Source organism: Antarcticirhabdus aurantiaca, assembly GCF_009765365.1.
Classification (GTDB): domain Bacteria; phylum Pseudomonadota; class Alphaproteobacteria; order Rhizobiales; family Rhizobiaceae; genus Antarcticirhabdus; species Antarcticirhabdus aurantiaca.
Genome location: NZ_VTOM01000005.1, coordinates 152888 through 167550 on the forward strand (window position 1 = coordinate 152888; position 14663 = coordinate 167550).

The window sequence follows — 14663 nt, forward strand, 5'->3', positions numbered from 1 at the left end:
GCGGCGGGCGTCCCGATCCAGGAAACAAGGCGGCGAGGGGGCCGAGGAAGCATGGCAGGTTTTGCGCTGAAGGCCGCCGCGCGGCTCGGATTGGTCGTCGCGGCGGGGATCGGGCTGTCGGGCTGCATGGGGCCGACCTATGGCACCGGCACGTCCGCCGGCGCGCAGCTCTTCGACGATCTCGACCAGTTCGCCGATCTCACGCCGAATTCGACGCAGATTCCTTACGCGCCGCGCCCCGAGCTGGTGCGCCCGAACAGCGTCGGCGCGCTCCCGGCGCCGCGCTCGGTGCGCAACACCACGGACGATCCCAACTGGCCGGAATCGCCCGAGCAGCGCGCGGCCCGTCTGCGCGCCGCCGGCGACGCCGTGAACAACAACGGCGACACCCCGATTCGCGGCGATGTCCTCGCCGCCGAGAAGGAAGGCGTCACCGACGAGATGCGCGCCGCCGCGACGCGGAACGGTCGCAGCAGCGAGAGCCGCCGCCTCTACAGCTCGGCCAGCGGCAGCACGACGCTTTCGCCGACGCAGCTGCGCTCCTCGCGCGAGCTGATCCAGCAGCGCGTCGCCGAGCAGCGCGGCAACCCGAACCAGCGCCGCTACCTGTCCGAGCCGCCGACGACCTACCGCCAGCCCGCGGCGAGCGCCCCCGTCGGCGATCCCGGCGAGGACGAGGAGGTCAAGCAGCGCCGCCTGTCGAACGACCGCTCGTCGGTGTTCGACAAGTTCAAGGACCTCGTGCCCGGCATGTGATGCCGTCCCGCTTCAGCGCCGCTCGGCGAAGAAGCGGACGAGCAGAGCCGCCGCCTCGCGCTCGGCGAGTCCGGAATAGATGTCCGGTGCGTGGTGGCAGGTGGTTTGGGAAAAGAAGCGCGGCCCGTTCTCGACGGCGCCGCCTTTTTCGTCTCCGGCGGCGAAATACAGCCGCCGGATTCTTGCAAACGAGATCGCCCCCGCGCACATGGCGCAGGGCTCCAGCGTGACGTAGAGGTCGCAGCCGAGGAGGCGCTCGGCATCGAGCGCCCGGGCCGCGCGGCGGATCGCCAGCATCTCGGCATGGGCGGTCGGATCGCGGCGGGCGCGGGTCTCGTTGCCCGCTTGTGCGACCACCCTGTCGCCCGAGACCACCACGGCGCCGACGGGCACTTCGCCCCGCTCGGCTGCCAGCTTGGCCTCCTGCAGGGCGAGATCCATGAAATTCGGCCGGTTCACGGCGATACGTTCCCTCGCCCGGTGGAGCGCGATCTGATACCGAGGCCGGTGGCGAAAGGCAAAGAACACGATGAGCGATACCACCGACGGCGGCGACAAGAAGCGCTTCGGCCGAAATTCGAAGCCGGGCGGCGGCCCGCGCGGCGGCAAAGGCGGCCCTCGCGGCGAGGCTCCTCGCGGGCCGGGCGGCAGCAAGCCGCGCTTCGGCGGTGGCGCGAACAAGTCCGGCGGCGGCAAGCCCGTCCGCGCCCGGCGCGAGGATGGCGGCGAGGCCAAGGCCGAGGGCGGCGAGCGCAAGCGCAGCTTCCGTCCCAAGCCCGCCTTCGGCGAGAAGCGCGACCGGCCGGAGCGCTCCGAACGGGCCGAGCGCCCGGAACGGCGCGAGCGTCCCGAGCGCAGCGGCAGCCGCGAGGGCGGCGAGGAGCGGCCGCGCCGCTCGTTCTCCGATCGGCCGCCGCGCGATCGCGGCGAAGGAGGGGCTGGCGGCGGCGCCAAGCCGTTCCGGCCCTTCAAGCGTCGCGAAGAGGGTGCTGAAGGCGGCGGCCAGGGCGAGCGCCCGGCCTTCCGCCCGAAGAGCCGCGGCATGCATTCCCACGCGTCCGCCGAGCGCGGCGAGGGCGGGCCCAAGCGCAGCTACGGCCGCCGCTCGCACGAGGGTGCGGACGGGGCGGGCGAGGCGCCTCCGCGCCGCGCCAAGCCTCTTTCCTCCGAGCGCGGCGAGAGGAGCGAGCGTCCCAAGCGCTTCGACAGCCAAGGCGGAGATCGACCGAAGCGCTTCGACCGCAGCGAAGACGGCGAGCGTCCGCGGCGCTTCGACAAGGACGGCGGCGATCGGCCGAAGCGCGCGCCGCGCAGCGACCGCGCCGAGGGCGGCTTCGAGCGGCGGCCACGCCGCGAGGCGGGCGAGGAGGCCGCGCCGGCCGACGGCACGATGCGCATCGCCCGGCGGCTCGCGCGCGCCGGCATTTCCTCGCGCCGCGACGCCGAGGCGATGATCGCCGACGGCCGCGTCACGCTGAACGGGCAGGTCCTGACCTCGCCGGCGGTCGATGTCTCGATGACCGACCGCATCGAGGTCGACGGCGCGCCGCTGCCGATCATCGAGCGCACGCGCCTCTGGCTCTTCCACAAGCCGGCCGGGCTCGTCACCACCAACCGCGACCCGGAAGGGCGCCCGACCGTCTTCGACGCCCTGCCGGAGGAGATGCCGCGGGTGCTCTCCGTCGGCCGCCTCGACATCAACACCGAAGGGCTCCTGCTCCTCACCAATGACGGCGGGCTCGCGCGCGTCCTGGAGCTGCCCTCGACAGGGTGGCTGCGCCGCTACCGCGTGCGCGCCCACGGCGACGTCGACCAGACCAAGCTCGACGACCTGCGCCAGGGCATCGCCATCGACGGCGTGTTCTACGGGGCCGTCGAGGCGACGCTCGACCGCAAGCAGGGCTCCAACATCTGGATGACGCTCGGCCTTCGCGAGGGCAAGAACCGCGAGGTGAAGCGCATCCTCGGCCATCTCGGCCTCGAGGTGAACCGGCTGATCCGCCTGTCCTTCGGCCCCTTCCAGCTCGGCGAGCTGGAGGAGGGCGCGGTCCAGGAGATCAACGGCCGCACGCTCCGGGACCAGCTGGGCCCGACGCTGATCGAGGAAGCCGGCGCCGACTTCGAGGCGGGGATCGTCAACCCCTTCTCCAACAAGCCGGTGCGCGCCGGCCGCCCCGAACGCGAGGAGCGTCCCGAGCGGCCCGCTTCCGGCGAGAGGGCCAAGCCCCGCGGCGAATGGGTGTCCTCCGCGGCCGAGAAGCCGAAGGGATTCAAGAAGACCCGTCAGGCCTTCCGCGAGGAGGGCCTCGACCGGCTCGACACGCGTCCGCCCCGCGCGCCCCGAGAGCGCGACGAGAAGGGTGGGGAGCGCCCGAGCCGCGGCGGCTTCAAGCCGCGCGGCGACCGGCCGGAGCGCGGCGAGCGCTCCGAGGGCGGCTTCAAGCCGAAGCGCTTCGGGGGCGCCCGCTCGGACGAGGGCGGCACGGACGCGGGCAAGCGGCCGCGTGCCCCCGCCGGTGCGCCCAAGCGCTCGGCCAATGTCTGGATGGCCTCGGGAGCCCGCCCGCAGGGCAAGTCGTCGGCCAAGCCCGACGGCGAGCGGCCGGGCGGACGGGGCGGTGCCGGCCCGAAGGGCGGCTCGCGCCCGCCGCGCGACCGGGGCTGACGGTCGTGCGCATCGTCGGAGGACGCTTCCGCGGGCGGGCGCTCGCGGGGCCGAAGAGCGACGCCATCCGGCCGACGATCGACCGGGCGCGCGAAGCGCTCTTCAACATCCTGGAGCACGGCGATTTTCCAGGGTTCGAGGGCGCCCGCGTCCTCGACCTCTTCTCCGGAACCGGCGCGCTGGGGCTGGAGGCGCTGTCGCGCGGCGCCCGCTTCTGCCTCTTCGTCGAGGAATCGGCGGAAGGCCGGGGGCTCGTGCGCACCAACGTCGAGGCGCTGCAGCTCGGCGGCGCCACCAAGATCTTCCGCCGCGATGCGACGCGCCTCGGGGCCATCGGCTCGATGGAGCCGTTCGACTATCTCTTCGCCGACCCGCCCTATTCGAAGGGCTTCGGCGAGGGCGCGCTCGCCTCGGCGCTGGCCGGCGGCTGGCTCGCGCCCGGCGCCGTCTGCATCCTGGAGGAGGCGGCGAGCGCGCCCTTCGAGATGCCGGCGGGCTTCGCGCTCCTCGACGAGCGGCGCATGGGCGACACGGTGCTGCGTCTGGTGCGCGTCGCCGCCCCGGCCGCATGACGAAAGCGTAACTGGCGCCGGGACCTCGGAAAACCCATAATTCAGGGTGACCCAAGCCTTCCGATCCGACGCCGACGAGGACCGATCTTGCAGGCCACCCGCCGCGATCCCGCCGCCCCGCGCCGCCGCGCTCCGGCGCTTCTTCTCGCCGCCGCGCTTCTGTGCGCCGCCGCGCCCGCGGCCCTCGCACAAGGGCCGGCCGTGCCCCCGCCGGCGCCGGCCTTCGAGGGCGTTCCGGAACCGGTCAAGCCGGGCCTGCCGGGTTTGACCAACTTCACGCTGCCCAACGGCCTGGAAGTCCTGATCCTGCCCGACCGCCGCGCGCCGGTGGTGACGCAGATGGTCTACTACAAGGTCGGCGCGGCCGACGAGCCGGCCGGCTTCTCCGGCGTCGCCCATTTCCTCGAGCACCTGATGTTCAAGGGTACGAAAACCCACCCGGAGGGCGAGTTCTCCGCGGCGGTGGCGGCGATCGGCGGCCAGGAGAACGCCTTCACCACGGCCGACTACACCGGCTACTACCAGCAGGTGCCGGCCGACGCCCTGGAAATGGTGATGCGCTTCGAGGCCGACCGGATGGAGAACCTCGTCCTGACGGAAGAGGTGGTGGCGCCCGAGCGCGACGTCGTCCTCCAGGAGCGGCGCCAGCGCGTCGACGACGAGCCCCAGTCGCGCCTGTCCGAATCCGTCCAGGCGACGCTCTTCGCCAACAGCCCCTACGGCACGCCCGTGATCGGCTGGGAGTCGGAGATCCAGGCGCTGACGAAGGACGACGCCATCGCCTTCTACGATCGCTACTACACGCCCAACAACGCGGTCCTGGTGATCGCCGGCGACGTCGATCCGGCCGAGGCGCGGCGCCTGGCCGAAGAGATCTACGGGCCGCTGAAGCGCCGCGCCGAGCCCCCGCCGCGCGTGCGCCCCGCCGAACCCGAGCCGCGCACGGAGCGCTCGGTGACCCTGCGCGACCCGCGCGTCACCGAGCCCTCCTTCTCGACGACCTGGCTCGTGCCCTCCGAGCGCACCGCGCCGGGCAACGAGGCGGCGGCGCTGGACGTCCTGTCCGACATTCTCGGCAGCGGCACGACGAGCCGGCTGTATCGCGCCCTCGTCGTCGGGCAGGGCATCGCGGCGGGAGCCGGCGCCTATTATTCCGGCTCCCCGCGCGAGGAAGCGCAGTTCGGCGTCTACGGCATGCCCCGGGGCGAGGCGACGCTGACGCAGGTCCAGGACGCCATCGACGCCGAGATCGAGCGGGTGATCGCCGAGCCGGTGTCGGCCGCCGAGCTCGAACGCGCCAAGAACCGCGTGCGCAAGACCATGATCTATCTCGCCGACAGCCAGACCGCGATGGCGCGCCGCTACGCCGCGGCCCTCGCCACCGGCCGCACTGTCGCCGACGTCGACCAGTGGCCGGACCGGATCGAGGCGGTCACGAGCGCCGACGTCCAGGCCGTCGCGCGCAAGTACCTGCGCCCCGAGCGCTCGGTCTCGGCCTATCTCCTGCCGCCCGCCGGCGAGCCGGAGACCACCACGGCCCCGCCCGCGACCGCCGGCGCGACGCCTCCGCCCTCGCCGGACACCGGCACCGAGGACGACGCCCCCGCCGCCCATCCGGAGAGCCGCACATGATCCGTCTCGCATCGCTGGCCGCCGCCGCGGCCTTCGGCTTCCTCGGCCTCGCCGACGCGCCGGCCGAAGCCGTCGAGATCCAGGAGGTGACGAGCCCCGGCGGCATCAAGGCGCTGCTCGTCGAGGATCACACCAATCCGCTGATCGCCATGCGCTTCTCCTTCGCGGGAGCCGGCGCCACGCAGGACGCGCCGGGCAAGGAAGGAACGGCGAACCTTCTGTCCGGCCTCCTCGACGAAGGCGCCGGCGAGATCCCGAGCGCCGCCTTTCAGGAAAAGCTCGACGATCTCGGCGTGTCGCTGGCCTATTCCGCCGGATACGACGATTTTTCCGGCTCGTTCCGCGCGATCACCGACTTCGAGACCGAGGCCTTCGACCTCCTGCGCCTGTCGCTGAACGCCCCGCGCTTCGACGAGGAGCCGGTGAACCGCATCCGCGGGCAGATCGAGACCGGCATCCGCGCCGATTCGCAAGACCCCGGCGAGCGGCTCGGCGAGGCCTGGCGCGAGACGATCTTCCCCGACCATCCCTACAGCCGCCCCGTGGAAGGAACGATCCCGTCGCTCGAAAGCGTCACGGCCGAGGATCTGCGCGGCTTCGCCAAATCGAAGTTCACCCGCGGCAACCTCGTCGTCGGCGTCGTCGGCGCCATCGACGCGCAGACGCTGGGTCAAAGGCTCGACGAAGTGTTCGGGGGCCTCGCCGAGGCGCCGGACCTCGCGCCGGTTGCGGACGTCGTGCCGGCCACGGGCAAGCGCGTCGACGTCGACGCGGAAACGCCGCAGGCCTCGATCCAGCTCGCCTTGCCGGGCCTGCCCCGCGACCATCCCGACTACTTCGCCGCCTATCTCGTCAACCAGATCCTCGGCGGCGGCTCCTTCACCTCGCGCCTCTACCAGGAGATCCGCGAGAGGCGCGGCCTCGCCTACGGCGCGGGCTCGAGCCTCGCCTCCTTCGACCACGCCGCGCTCCTGTCGGCCTCCACGACGACGCGCGCCGACAAGGCGGAGGAGGTGGTCGCCCTGATGCGCGACGAGCTGAAGCGCATGGCCGAGGAGGGGCCGACCGAAGCGGAGCTCGCGGCCGCCAAGTCCTACGTGAAGGGCGCCTATGCCGTGCGCAACCTCGACTCCTCGCTCGCGGTCGCCTCGACGCTGGTGACGATCCAGCTCGACGACCTCGGCACCGACTACATCGACCGGCGCGAGGCGGAGATCGACGCGGTGACGATCGAGGACGCGCGGCGCGTGGCGAAGACGCTGCTCAGCCCCGAGCCGACGGTGATCACCGTCGGTCCCGCCGGAGCCTGAGGCGGGCGGCCCGATGGCGCCGACGCTCGGCCTCGCGCTCGGCGGCGGGGGCGCAAGGGGCCTCGCCCACATCCCGGTCTTCGAGGCCCTCGACGAACTCGGCGTGAGGCCCGCCGTCATCGCCGGCACCTCGATCGGCGCGATCCTCGGCGCGGCCTACGCCGCCGGCATGAGCGGCGCCGAGATCCGCGAGGCGGCGGTCGAGGCCTTCGCCAACAAGCGCCTCGTTCTCGCGCGGCTGTGGCGCACCCGGCCGCCGAACCTTGCCGCCTTCCGCTCCGAGGGCGGCCTGCGGCTCGGCCAGATCAACGCCGCCCGGCTCCTCGAAGCCTTCCTGCCCGAGCATCTGCCGCGCGACTTTTCCGGCCTCGCCATCCCCTTCGCCGCCATCGCGACGGACTTCTATGCCGGCGAGCCGGTGGTGATCGAGCACGGCGACCTGTTCTCGGCGATTGCCGCCTCGGCCGCGCTGCCGGCGGTGTTCCGGCCGGTGATGCGCGACGGACGCCTCCTCGTCGACGGCGGCTTCACCGACCCCCTGCCGTTCGAGGCGCTGGCCGGCCGGGCCGACCGGCTGGTGGCGGTGGACGTCACCGGCGGGCCGAAGGGCGAGGCAGGCGCCATCCCGACGCCGCTCGCCGTCCTCACCGGCGCCTCGCAGATCATGGCCGGCGCCATCATCCGCGCCAAGCTCCGCGCGCAGGCGCCCGACCTCGTCCTCACGCCCGCCGTGTCCGACTGGGGCGTCCTCGACTTCCTGCGCACCCGCACGATCATCGACGCGACGCTGCCCTTCCGCGAGGAGGCCAAGCGCGCCATCGCGGCGGTAATGGAGGGGGACGCCGGGGGATCAGGATGAGGTGCTTGCCCTCGCCCGCTTGCGGGGAGGGGGCGCGGAAGCGCCGGGTGAGCGTGCCGGCCGCGCAAGCGGCCAAGCGAAGAACCATCGACGCGGCGCTATTGCGGCTTCGCCGCCACCCTCATCCCCCTGCCGGGACCTTCTCCCGCCAGCGGGAGAAGGGAGCAGTTTCGATCGCGGCCTTCGTCAGGCCAGCTCCGCCGACAGGTCGAGCCAGACGAAGCCGTGCGGTGGAAGGACGAGGTCCTCGCGCAGGCCGACGCCGTCGCCGGATACGAGGTCGACCACCGCATGCGGCAGCGCCTCGAAGCGCGCCGCCGCGACCGTTTGCGGATCGTCGTCGAGGTTGGCGAGAACGAGAAGGCCGCCCGCCTCCGGCCGGAGGTAGCCGAGAACGCGGTCATTCCCCGTCCAGAAGCCGTGGATCGCCCCGCCCGCCAGCGCCGGCGCGTTTTTGCGAACCGCGATCAGCCGCTTGAGGCCCGCGAAGATCCGGCCTGCGTTGGTCTCTGGGTCGCCCCGCTCGGCATAGAGCGCGTCCGGGCGATGCGGGCGGTGGACCCAGCGGCTGTCGCCGGCCTCGGCCGGACGGTCGCGGAAGCCGTAGTCGTTGAGCTGCCCGACCTCGTCGCCGAGGTAGAGGAGCGGCACGCCGCCGGCCGACAGCGCGATCGAATAAAGGAGCAGCACCCGCTCGACGCCGCCGGGATCCTTGGCCTCGACGCCGGCGAGCGAGGCCGTCGTGCCGGCGATGCGGCAGTCGCCGGTCTTCGGATTGTCCTGGAAGGACAGCCCCCGCGCGAAGGAGCCGGGGAAGCGGTTTACGTAGAAGGCGTTGAGGAAGCGGCGGTGGGCGAAGCCGTCGATGCCGAGCTCGGCCGCGTCCTCGTCGGCGAAGGTCCAGCCGATGTCGTCGTGGCTGCGCACGTAGTTCACCCAGGCGCAGCCCGGCGCGATGCGCTGGCGCCGGTCCACCGCCTGTTGCAGGAGCCGGGCGTCGCGCGTCGCCAGCGCTTCCCAGGACAGCGCCATCAGGAGGGGATTGTAGGAGATCGGGCACTCGGCCGGGTCGATGTAGCTCACCACCTCGTCCGGGTGGACGATCGCCTCGGACTTGAACAGGAGCGCGGGCGCGGCGATGCGGCAGACCGCGTTGAAGGCGCGGATGAGGCGGTGCGCCTCGGGCAGGCTCTCGCACGTCGTGCCGAGCCGCTTCCAGATGAAGGCGACGGCGTCCATGCGCAGGAACTCGATGCCCTGGTTCGCCAGGAACAGCATCTCGCCCGCCATCGCCCGGAAGACCGCGGGGTTGGAATAGTTCAGGTCCCACTGGAAGTGGTAGAAGGTCGACCAGATCCAGCGCCCGTCGGGAAGCTGCACGAACGACCCGGCATGGTCGTCGGGGAAGATCTCGCGCGTGATCTCCTCGAACCGGTCCGGCATCGTCCGGTCGGGAAAGATCCAGTAGAAGTCCTCGTAGTCGCGCTCGCCCGCGAGCGCCCGGCGCGCCCAGTCGTGCTCGTTCGAGGTGTGATTGAAGATGAAGTCGATCACCAGCGAGATGCCGGCCTCGCGCAGCGCCGTGGCGAGATCCTTCAGCTCCGCCATGGTGCCGAGCCGCGCGTCGACCTCGCGATAGGACGAGACGGCGTAGCCGCCGTCCGAGTTCTCTGCCGGGCAGCGGAACAGCGGCATCAGGTGGAGGTAGGTGAGGCCCAGCTCGCGGAAGTAGGGAATCTGCTGCCGGATGCCCTCCAGCGATCCGGCATAGCGGTCGACATAGGCGACGCCGCCGAGCATGGCGTTCGACTGGAACCAGGCGGGCTCGGCCTCGCGCCGCATGTCGAGCGCGCGCATCTCCGGTGGTCGCTCGGCGTGGGCCCGGGCGGCCGCGACCATGGCGGCCGCGAGCTCGTCGTCGAAGGCCGGATGGCCGTCATAGACCGCGGCGAACTCGGCGAAGAGCGCCGGGAAGTGCGCGTCGAGCCGCCGCAGGAAGGCCGTGTCGGGCGACAGGCCCGCCTCGCTGAGCGCCGCGATGCTCCGTGCCCGTGCCGCCGCCTCGTTTGCCATGCCGCGCCTCCCCGCCTCGCTCCGCCGAGGCTTGCCTAACTGAAGGTCGCGGACGGCTCAATGCGAAGCTGTGGTTCGGCGCGCGCCGCGCAGGGTCCCGCGCCTTGATGGCGCCGGGTGTGGCGCATAGATGGAGGGCTCCTTCGAATTCAAGGCCGGACCGAATCCATGGACGACGTGACCACGCGGCTTCTCGGCATCGCCGAGCGGCTGATCGACAGCGCGAAGCGGGCCGGCGCGGACGCCTGCGACGTCGCGGTGGTGCAGTCGGCCGGTCGCTCGGCGAGCGCCCGCCTCGGCGCGATCGAGAGCGTCGACGCCTCCGAATCGCAGGACCTGTCGCTGCGCGTCTTCGTCGGGCGCCGCGTCGCATCGGTCTCGGCCGACATCGGCCCGCAGCTCGAGCCGGACCGCATCGCCGAGCGGGCGGTCGCCATGGCCAAGGTCTCACCGGAGGATCCCTACGCCTCGCTCGCCGACCCCGCGTTCCTGTCGCGCGGTGAGGAGGACCTCGACCTCTTCGATCCGACCGAGCTGACCGGCGAGGAACTGGCGGAGGCCGCGCTCGCCGTCGAGGCGGCGGCGCTCGACCATCCCGGCATCACCAATTCGGGCGGAGGCTCGGCCTCGGCGGGCGCGGCCGGCCTCGTTCTCGTCACCTCCACGGGCTTTTCCGGCGCGCGGCGCCGCTCCTCCTTCGGCCGCTCGGTCAGCGTGATCGCGGGCGAGGGCGTCAACATGCAGCGCGACTACGACTTCGACGGGCGCATCCACTATGCCGACCTCGAAGACGCCGAAACGATCGGCCGGCGCGCCGCCGAGCGTACGGTGCGGCGCATGAACCCGAAGGTCCTGCCGACCGGGCGCTACGAGATCGTCTTCGACCCGCGCCTGTCGCGCGGCCTCGTCGGCTCGCTGGTCGGGGCGATCAACGGCGCCGCCATCGCCCGCAAGACCAGCTTCCTGAAGGACCGCATGGGCGAGCAGATCCTCCCGGCCGCCCTGTCGGTCACCGACGAGCCGCTTCTGCCGCGCCGGCCGGGATCGCGCCCCTTCGACGGCGAGGGCGTGCGCGGCGAAACGCTGGCGCTCGTCGAGAACGGCGTCCTTCGCAACTGGACGCTCGACACCGCGACGGCGAGGGAGCTCGGCCTTCCCGCCACGAACGGGCGCGCCAGCCGCTCCTCCTCCGGCGTGTCGCCGAGCTCGACCAACGTCCTCCTCACCCTCGGCGAGATCACGCCGAAGGAGTTGATCGCCGAGATCGGCCGGGGCATCTACGTCACCGAGCTGATCGGCCACGGCACCAACCTCGTCACGGGCGATTATTCGCGGGGCGCCGCCGGCTACCTCATCGAGAACGGCGAGCTGACGGAACCGGTGAGCGAGCTGACCATCGCCGGCCACCTCGCCGAGATGCTCATTGCGCTGCGCCCGGCCAACGACGGCGACGAGCGCTTCTCGATCGTCGCCCCGACGCTTCACGTCGGCGCGATGACGGTCGCGGGCCGCTGACGGTGGCCGAAGCGGCCCCGGCCGTGGCGGCGGATCCTTTCGCGGACGATCTCGCCCTCATCACGGAAGCCGCCCGCCAGGGCGCGCAGATCGCGCTCGAGCATTTCAAGCGCGATCCCGAAGTCTGGTACAAGGACGGCAACTCGCCGGTGTCCGAGGCCGACTTCGCCGTCGACCGGCACCTGCGCCGCGTCCTTCTCGACGCGCGGCCCGATTACGGCTGGCTCTCGGAAGAGATGGCCCCGGCCGAGCGCGCGGCCGCAGGCGAGCCCGAGCGCTTCTTCGTCGTCGACCCCATCGACGGCACGCGTTCCTTCCTGCGCGGCGAGGGCACCTGGTGCGTCGCCGTCTCCGTGGTCGAGAGAGGCGCCAACGTCGCGGCCGTCCTTGACGTACCGGTAATGGGCGAGATCTTCACCGCGACGCGGGACGGGGCCGCGCTTCTGAACGGCGCGCCCATCGCCGCCTCGAGGCCAGCGCAGGACGCCCGGCTGCGGCTCGGCGTTCCCGATCCGCTGGTGCGCGCCATGGCGCCGGAGGCGCGGGGCGCCTTCGACCTCGCCCCCAACGTTCCCTCGCTTGCTTATCGCCTCGCGCTCGTCGCGAGCGGGCGCGTCGACGGAACGCTGATCCGCCCGCGCGCCAACGACTGGGATATCGCCGCCGGCGACCTCATCCTGGAGCGGGCCGGGGGCCTCCTTCAGGACGTTGCGGGCGAGCGAAGGGTTTACAGGATCGCGGGGAAGAGCCATGGCGTCCTCGTCGCCGGTGGAACGAGCATCCTGCGGCGCCTTTCGGCGCTGGCGGAGGAGGCGGGGCGCGGGGCCGGCGCCAAGCGTTGAACCAACGAGAGGGACCGAAAAACGTGGTCGAAGAAGTTCAACCCAAGCAGCGCCTCCACCTGGTCTTCGGAGGCGAGCTGACGACGCTCGGGTCGACCGAGTTCCGGGACGTCTCGAACCTTGATATCGTCGGCATTTTTCCCGATTATGCCACTGCTTTGGCCGCTTGGCGCGGCAAGGCCCAGTCGACGGTGGACAACGCGCACATGCGCTACTTCATCGTCCACATGCATCGTCTCCTCGATCCGGAGGTGGCTTGAGGAGGCCGGGCGATCCGCGACATGGCGAGCGTCGACGACATCGAGGCCGGTGAGCGCGCCGCGCCGCCCGCCCCGAAGCTTCCGCGGCCCAAGGGACGGCGGCCGCTGCGCAAGCGGCTGAAGCGCGCGGGCCGCGACCTCATGCGGCGGCCCGGCTTCGTGTCTTTCGTCGGCAGCCTGATCTACGGGATCCTGCGCCTGGTTCACGCCAGCCAGCGGCGGGTCGAGGGCTCGAGCCCGCACGCCCAAAGGCTCGCCGCCGAGCATCCCGCGATCGTCGGCCTCTGGCACGGGCAGCACCTCCTCGCGCCCTTCTTCCGCCCGAGGACGCTCCCCTACGTCGCGCTGCTGTCGCGCAACGCCGATGCGGAGCTGAACGCGGCCGTCGTCGCCCGCTTCGGCATCCGCACGGTGCGCGGCAGCGGCGGGCGCGATCCGCGCGCCGCCTCCAAGAAGGGCGGCGTCGGGGCGCTGATCGCGCTGACCCGCGCCCTCAAGGACGGGGAAGGGGTCTGCATGATCGCCGACGTTCCCAAGGGCACCCCGCGCGAGGCGGGGCTCGGCATCGTGACGCTGGCGCGCCTGTCCGGGTGCCCGATCGTCCCGGCCGCCGCGGTCACCTCGCGCCGCTACGTCGTGAAGAGTTCCTGGGACGCCACCAGCCTGCCGCTGCCCTTCGGCCGGCTCGCCGTCGTCATGGGCGATTCGATCCACGTTCCCCGCGATGCGGACGAGGCCACCATGGAAGCCAAGCGCCGCGAGGTGACGCGCGCCATCGAGGCCGCCAACCGGCGCGCCGCCGAACTCGCGGACCGAGCATGAGCGACTTCCTGGCGCGCGCCGCGCTGGCGACCTACCGGATCGCGGGCTCGCTCGGCCGCCCGCTCGTTCCTCCATACGTCGTGTGGCGCGCCTCGCGCGGCAAGGAAGAGGGAGCCCGTCGGCGCGAGCGTTACGGCCTCGCCGGTCTGGAGCGCCGCGAAGGCCCGCTCGTCTGGGTGCACGCCGCGAGCGTCGGCGAGAGCGCGGCGGTCTCGCCGATGGTGCGCGCGGTCGCCGATCTCGGCCTGCCGATCCTGATGACGACGGGCACCCGCACCTCGGCTGCGCTGGTCGCCGAGCGGCTCGGCGACTGCGTCACCCACCAATACGTGCCGCTCGACCTCGCCCCTTACATCCGCCGCTTCCTCGACCATTGGCGCCCGGACATCGCGATCACCGCCGAGAGCGAGATCTGGCCGACCACCATGCACGAGCTGGCGCGCCGGCGGGTGCCGCTGATCCTCGTCAATGCCCGTCTGTCCGACCGCTCCTTCGCGCGCTGGAGCCAGGTGCCCCGCATCGCCGAGGCCGTCATGGAGAAGGTCACGCACGTCGTCGCCCAGTCGGAGCTCGATGCCGAGCGCTACCGGGCGCTCGGCGCGCCGGCGGTGTCCGTCGCGGGCAACCTCAAGGCCGAGATGCCGGCGCCCACCATCGCCGAGGCCGAGTTCGTGCGCGTCGCGCGCGCCTTCGGCGACCGGCCGGTCTGGGCGGCCGTGTCGACCCATCCGGGCGAGGAGGCGATCGCGAGCGCCGCGCATCGTCGGTTGAAGGCGAGCCATCCCCGCCTCATCACCCTCGTCGTGCCCCGCCACGTGACGCGCGGCGACGAGATCGCCGCGAGCTTCGAGGCGGCAGGCCTGAAGGTTGCGCGTCGCAGCCGCGGCGAGCTGCCGGGTCCCGATACCGACGTCATGCTCGGCGACACGATGCACGAGATGGGCCTTTATCTCCGGCTCACCGAGATCGTCTTCGTCGGCAAGTCGCTGACGGGAACCGGCGGGCAGAACCCGCTGGAAGCCGCCATGCTCGGCAACGCCATCCTGTCGGGCCGCGCGGTGCAGAACTTCCGCGACATCTACGGCAAGCTCGTCGAAACGGGCGGGGCGCGCATCGTGTCCGACGAGGCGGACCTTGCCGAGCAGCTCGACTTCCTCCTGTCGGATTCGCTCGCCCAGAGCACCATGGCCGCGGCCGCCCGCGCCGCCGTGCGCGAGATGCGCGGGGGGCTTCGCCGCACCATGGCGGCCTTGCATCCCTTCCTCCATCCGCTGGAGCTCGCCCTCAGCCTCGACCGCCGTGCCGCGCCCCCGCCGCCGCCCGCCGCCGCCGCGGTCGGCGGCCGGCGTTGACCCGC

13 protein-coding genes are annotated in these 14663 nt (G+C 72.4%); 11 read left to right on the forward strand and 2 right to left on the reverse strand.

The genetic code is table 11. The features are described from left to right. Nucleotides 1-51: 51 nt before the first annotated feature. Nucleotides 52-756, forward strand: a complete 705-nt coding sequence (locus FZN60_RS07815; RefSeq protein ID WP_158872842.1) for a relaxase family protein — start codon at nucleotides 52-54, stop codon at nucleotides 754-756. Between the two features lie 12 nt (nucleotides 757-768). Here the strand turns inward: FZN60_RS07815 and FZN60_RS07820 are convergent, their stop codons facing one another. Next, complete coding sequence (locus tag FZN60_RS07820) at nucleotides 769-1215, reverse strand: nucleoside deaminase (protein ID WP_158872844.1); 447 nt, start codon at nucleotides 1213-1215, stop codon at nucleotides 769-771. 70 nt (nucleotides 1216-1285) lie between these two features. On the opposite strand from FZN60_RS07820, the gene FZN60_RS07825 reads away from it, so the two are divergent. The 5 genes from FZN60_RS07825 (at nucleotide 1286) to FZN60_RS07845 (ending at nucleotide 7794) form a co-directional block, all read left to right on the forward strand. After that, nucleotides 1286-3421, forward strand: coding sequence for a pseudouridine synthase (locus FZN60_RS07825; protein WP_158872846.1), 2136 nt, complete (start codon nucleotides 1286-1288; stop codon nucleotides 3419-3421). Between the two features lie 5 nt (nucleotides 3422-3426). Then, complete coding sequence (gene rsmD / locus FZN60_RS07830; protein ID WP_158872848.1) at nucleotides 3427-3993, forward strand: 16S rRNA (guanine(966)-N(2))-methyltransferase RsmD; 567 nt, start codon at nucleotides 3427-3429, stop codon at nucleotides 3991-3993. Nucleotides 3994-4080: 87 nt separating this feature from the next. Next, the gene (locus FZN60_RS07835; protein WP_158872850.1) at nucleotides 4081-5625 is read left to right on the forward strand and encodes a M16 family metallopeptidase; all 1545 of its coding nucleotides are present in this window, start codon (nucleotides 4081-4083) and stop codon (nucleotides 5623-5625) included. Continuing rightward, nucleotides 5622-6935 (forward strand): M16 family metallopeptidase, encoded by a 1314-nt coding sequence (locus tag FZN60_RS07840; RefSeq protein ID WP_158872852.1) that lies wholly within the window; start codon nucleotides 5622-5624, stop codon nucleotides 6933-6935. The genes FZN60_RS07835 and FZN60_RS07840 overlap by 4 nt, the downstream gene beginning before the upstream one ends. A gap of 13 nt (nucleotides 6936-6948) precedes the next feature. Then, nucleotides 6949-7794 carry a patatin-like phospholipase family protein gene (locus tag FZN60_RS07845; protein ID WP_158872854.1) on the forward strand — a complete coding sequence of 282 codons (846 nt, stop codon included), beginning with the start codon at nucleotides 6949-6951 and terminating at the stop codon, nucleotides 7792-7794. Between the two features lie 186 nt (nucleotides 7795-7980). On the opposite strand, the gene FZN60_RS07850 is transcribed toward FZN60_RS07845, so the two are convergent. Next, entirely contained in the window at nucleotides 7981-9867 is a 1887-nt protein-coding gene (locus FZN60_RS07850) for an amylosucrase (protein ID WP_158872856.1), read from the reverse strand. A 168-nt stretch (nucleotides 9868-10035) separates the two neighbouring features. Between FZN60_RS07850 and FZN60_RS07855 the strand changes: the two genes are divergently transcribed. From FZN60_RS07855 to FZN60_RS07875, 5 genes are read left to right on the forward strand one after another with little or no spacing between them, the layout of a single operon-like run. Beyond that, nucleotides 10036-11382, forward strand: a complete 1347-nt coding sequence (locus tag FZN60_RS07855; protein ID WP_158872858.1) for a TldD/PmbA family protein — start codon at nucleotides 10036-10038, stop codon at nucleotides 11380-11382. Between the two features lie 23 nt (nucleotides 11383-11405). Then, the gene (locus FZN60_RS07860; RefSeq protein WP_158872861.1) at nucleotides 11406-12224 is read left to right on the forward strand and encodes an inositol monophosphatase family protein; all 819 of its coding nucleotides are present in this window, start codon (nucleotides 11406-11408) and stop codon (nucleotides 12222-12224) included. Nucleotides 12225-12247: 23 nt separating this feature from the next. Then, nucleotides 12248-12484, forward strand: coding sequence for a DUF4170 domain-containing protein (locus FZN60_RS07865; RefSeq protein WP_158872863.1), 237 nt, complete (start codon nucleotides 12248-12250; stop codon nucleotides 12482-12484). Between the two features lie 21 nt (nucleotides 12485-12505). Beyond that, complete coding sequence (locus FZN60_RS07870; RefSeq protein WP_246726642.1) at nucleotides 12506-13306, forward strand: lysophospholipid acyltransferase family protein; 801 nt, start codon at nucleotides 12506-12508, stop codon at nucleotides 13304-13306. Then, nucleotides 13303-14658, forward strand: a complete 1356-nt coding sequence (locus FZN60_RS07875) for a 3-deoxy-D-manno-octulosonic acid transferase (protein ID WP_158872865.1) — start codon at nucleotides 13303-13305, stop codon at nucleotides 14656-14658. Before FZN60_RS07870 ends, FZN60_RS07875 begins: the two co-directional genes overlap by 4 nt. Nucleotides 14659-14663 lie beyond the last annotated feature (5 nt).

Coding starts and splice junctions, on each gene's coding strand:
- FZN60_RS07840 (WP_158872852.1), top strand. CDS start 5,622: ATGATCCGTCTCGCATCGCTGGCCGCCGCCGCGGCCTTCGGCTTCCTC.
- FZN60_RS07845 (WP_158872854.1), top strand. CDS start 6,949: ATGGCGCCGACGCTCGGCCTCGCGCTCGGCGGCGGGGGCGCAAGGGGC.
- FZN60_RS07850 (WP_158872856.1), bottom strand. CDS start 9,867: ATGGCAAACGAGGCGGCGGCACGGGCACGGAGCATCGCGGCGCTCAGC.
- FZN60_RS07870 (WP_246726642.1), top strand. CDS start 12,506: ATGGCGAGCGTCGACGACATCGAGGCCGGTGAGCGCGCCGCGCCGCCC.
- FZN60_RS07875 (WP_158872865.1), top strand. CDS start 13,303: ATGAGCGACTTCCTGGCGCGCGCCGCGCTGGCGACCTACCGGATCGCG.
- FZN60_RS07855 (WP_158872858.1), top strand. CDS start 10,036: ATGGACGACGTGACCACGCGGCTTCTCGGCATCGCCGAGCGGCTGATC.
- FZN60_RS07815 (WP_158872842.1), top strand. CDS start 52: ATGGCAGGTTTTGCGCTGAAGGCCGCCGCGCGGCTCGGATTGGTCGTC.
- FZN60_RS07825 (WP_158872846.1), top strand. CDS start 1,286: ATGAGCGATACCACCGACGGCGGCGACAAGAAGCGCTTCGGCCGAAAT.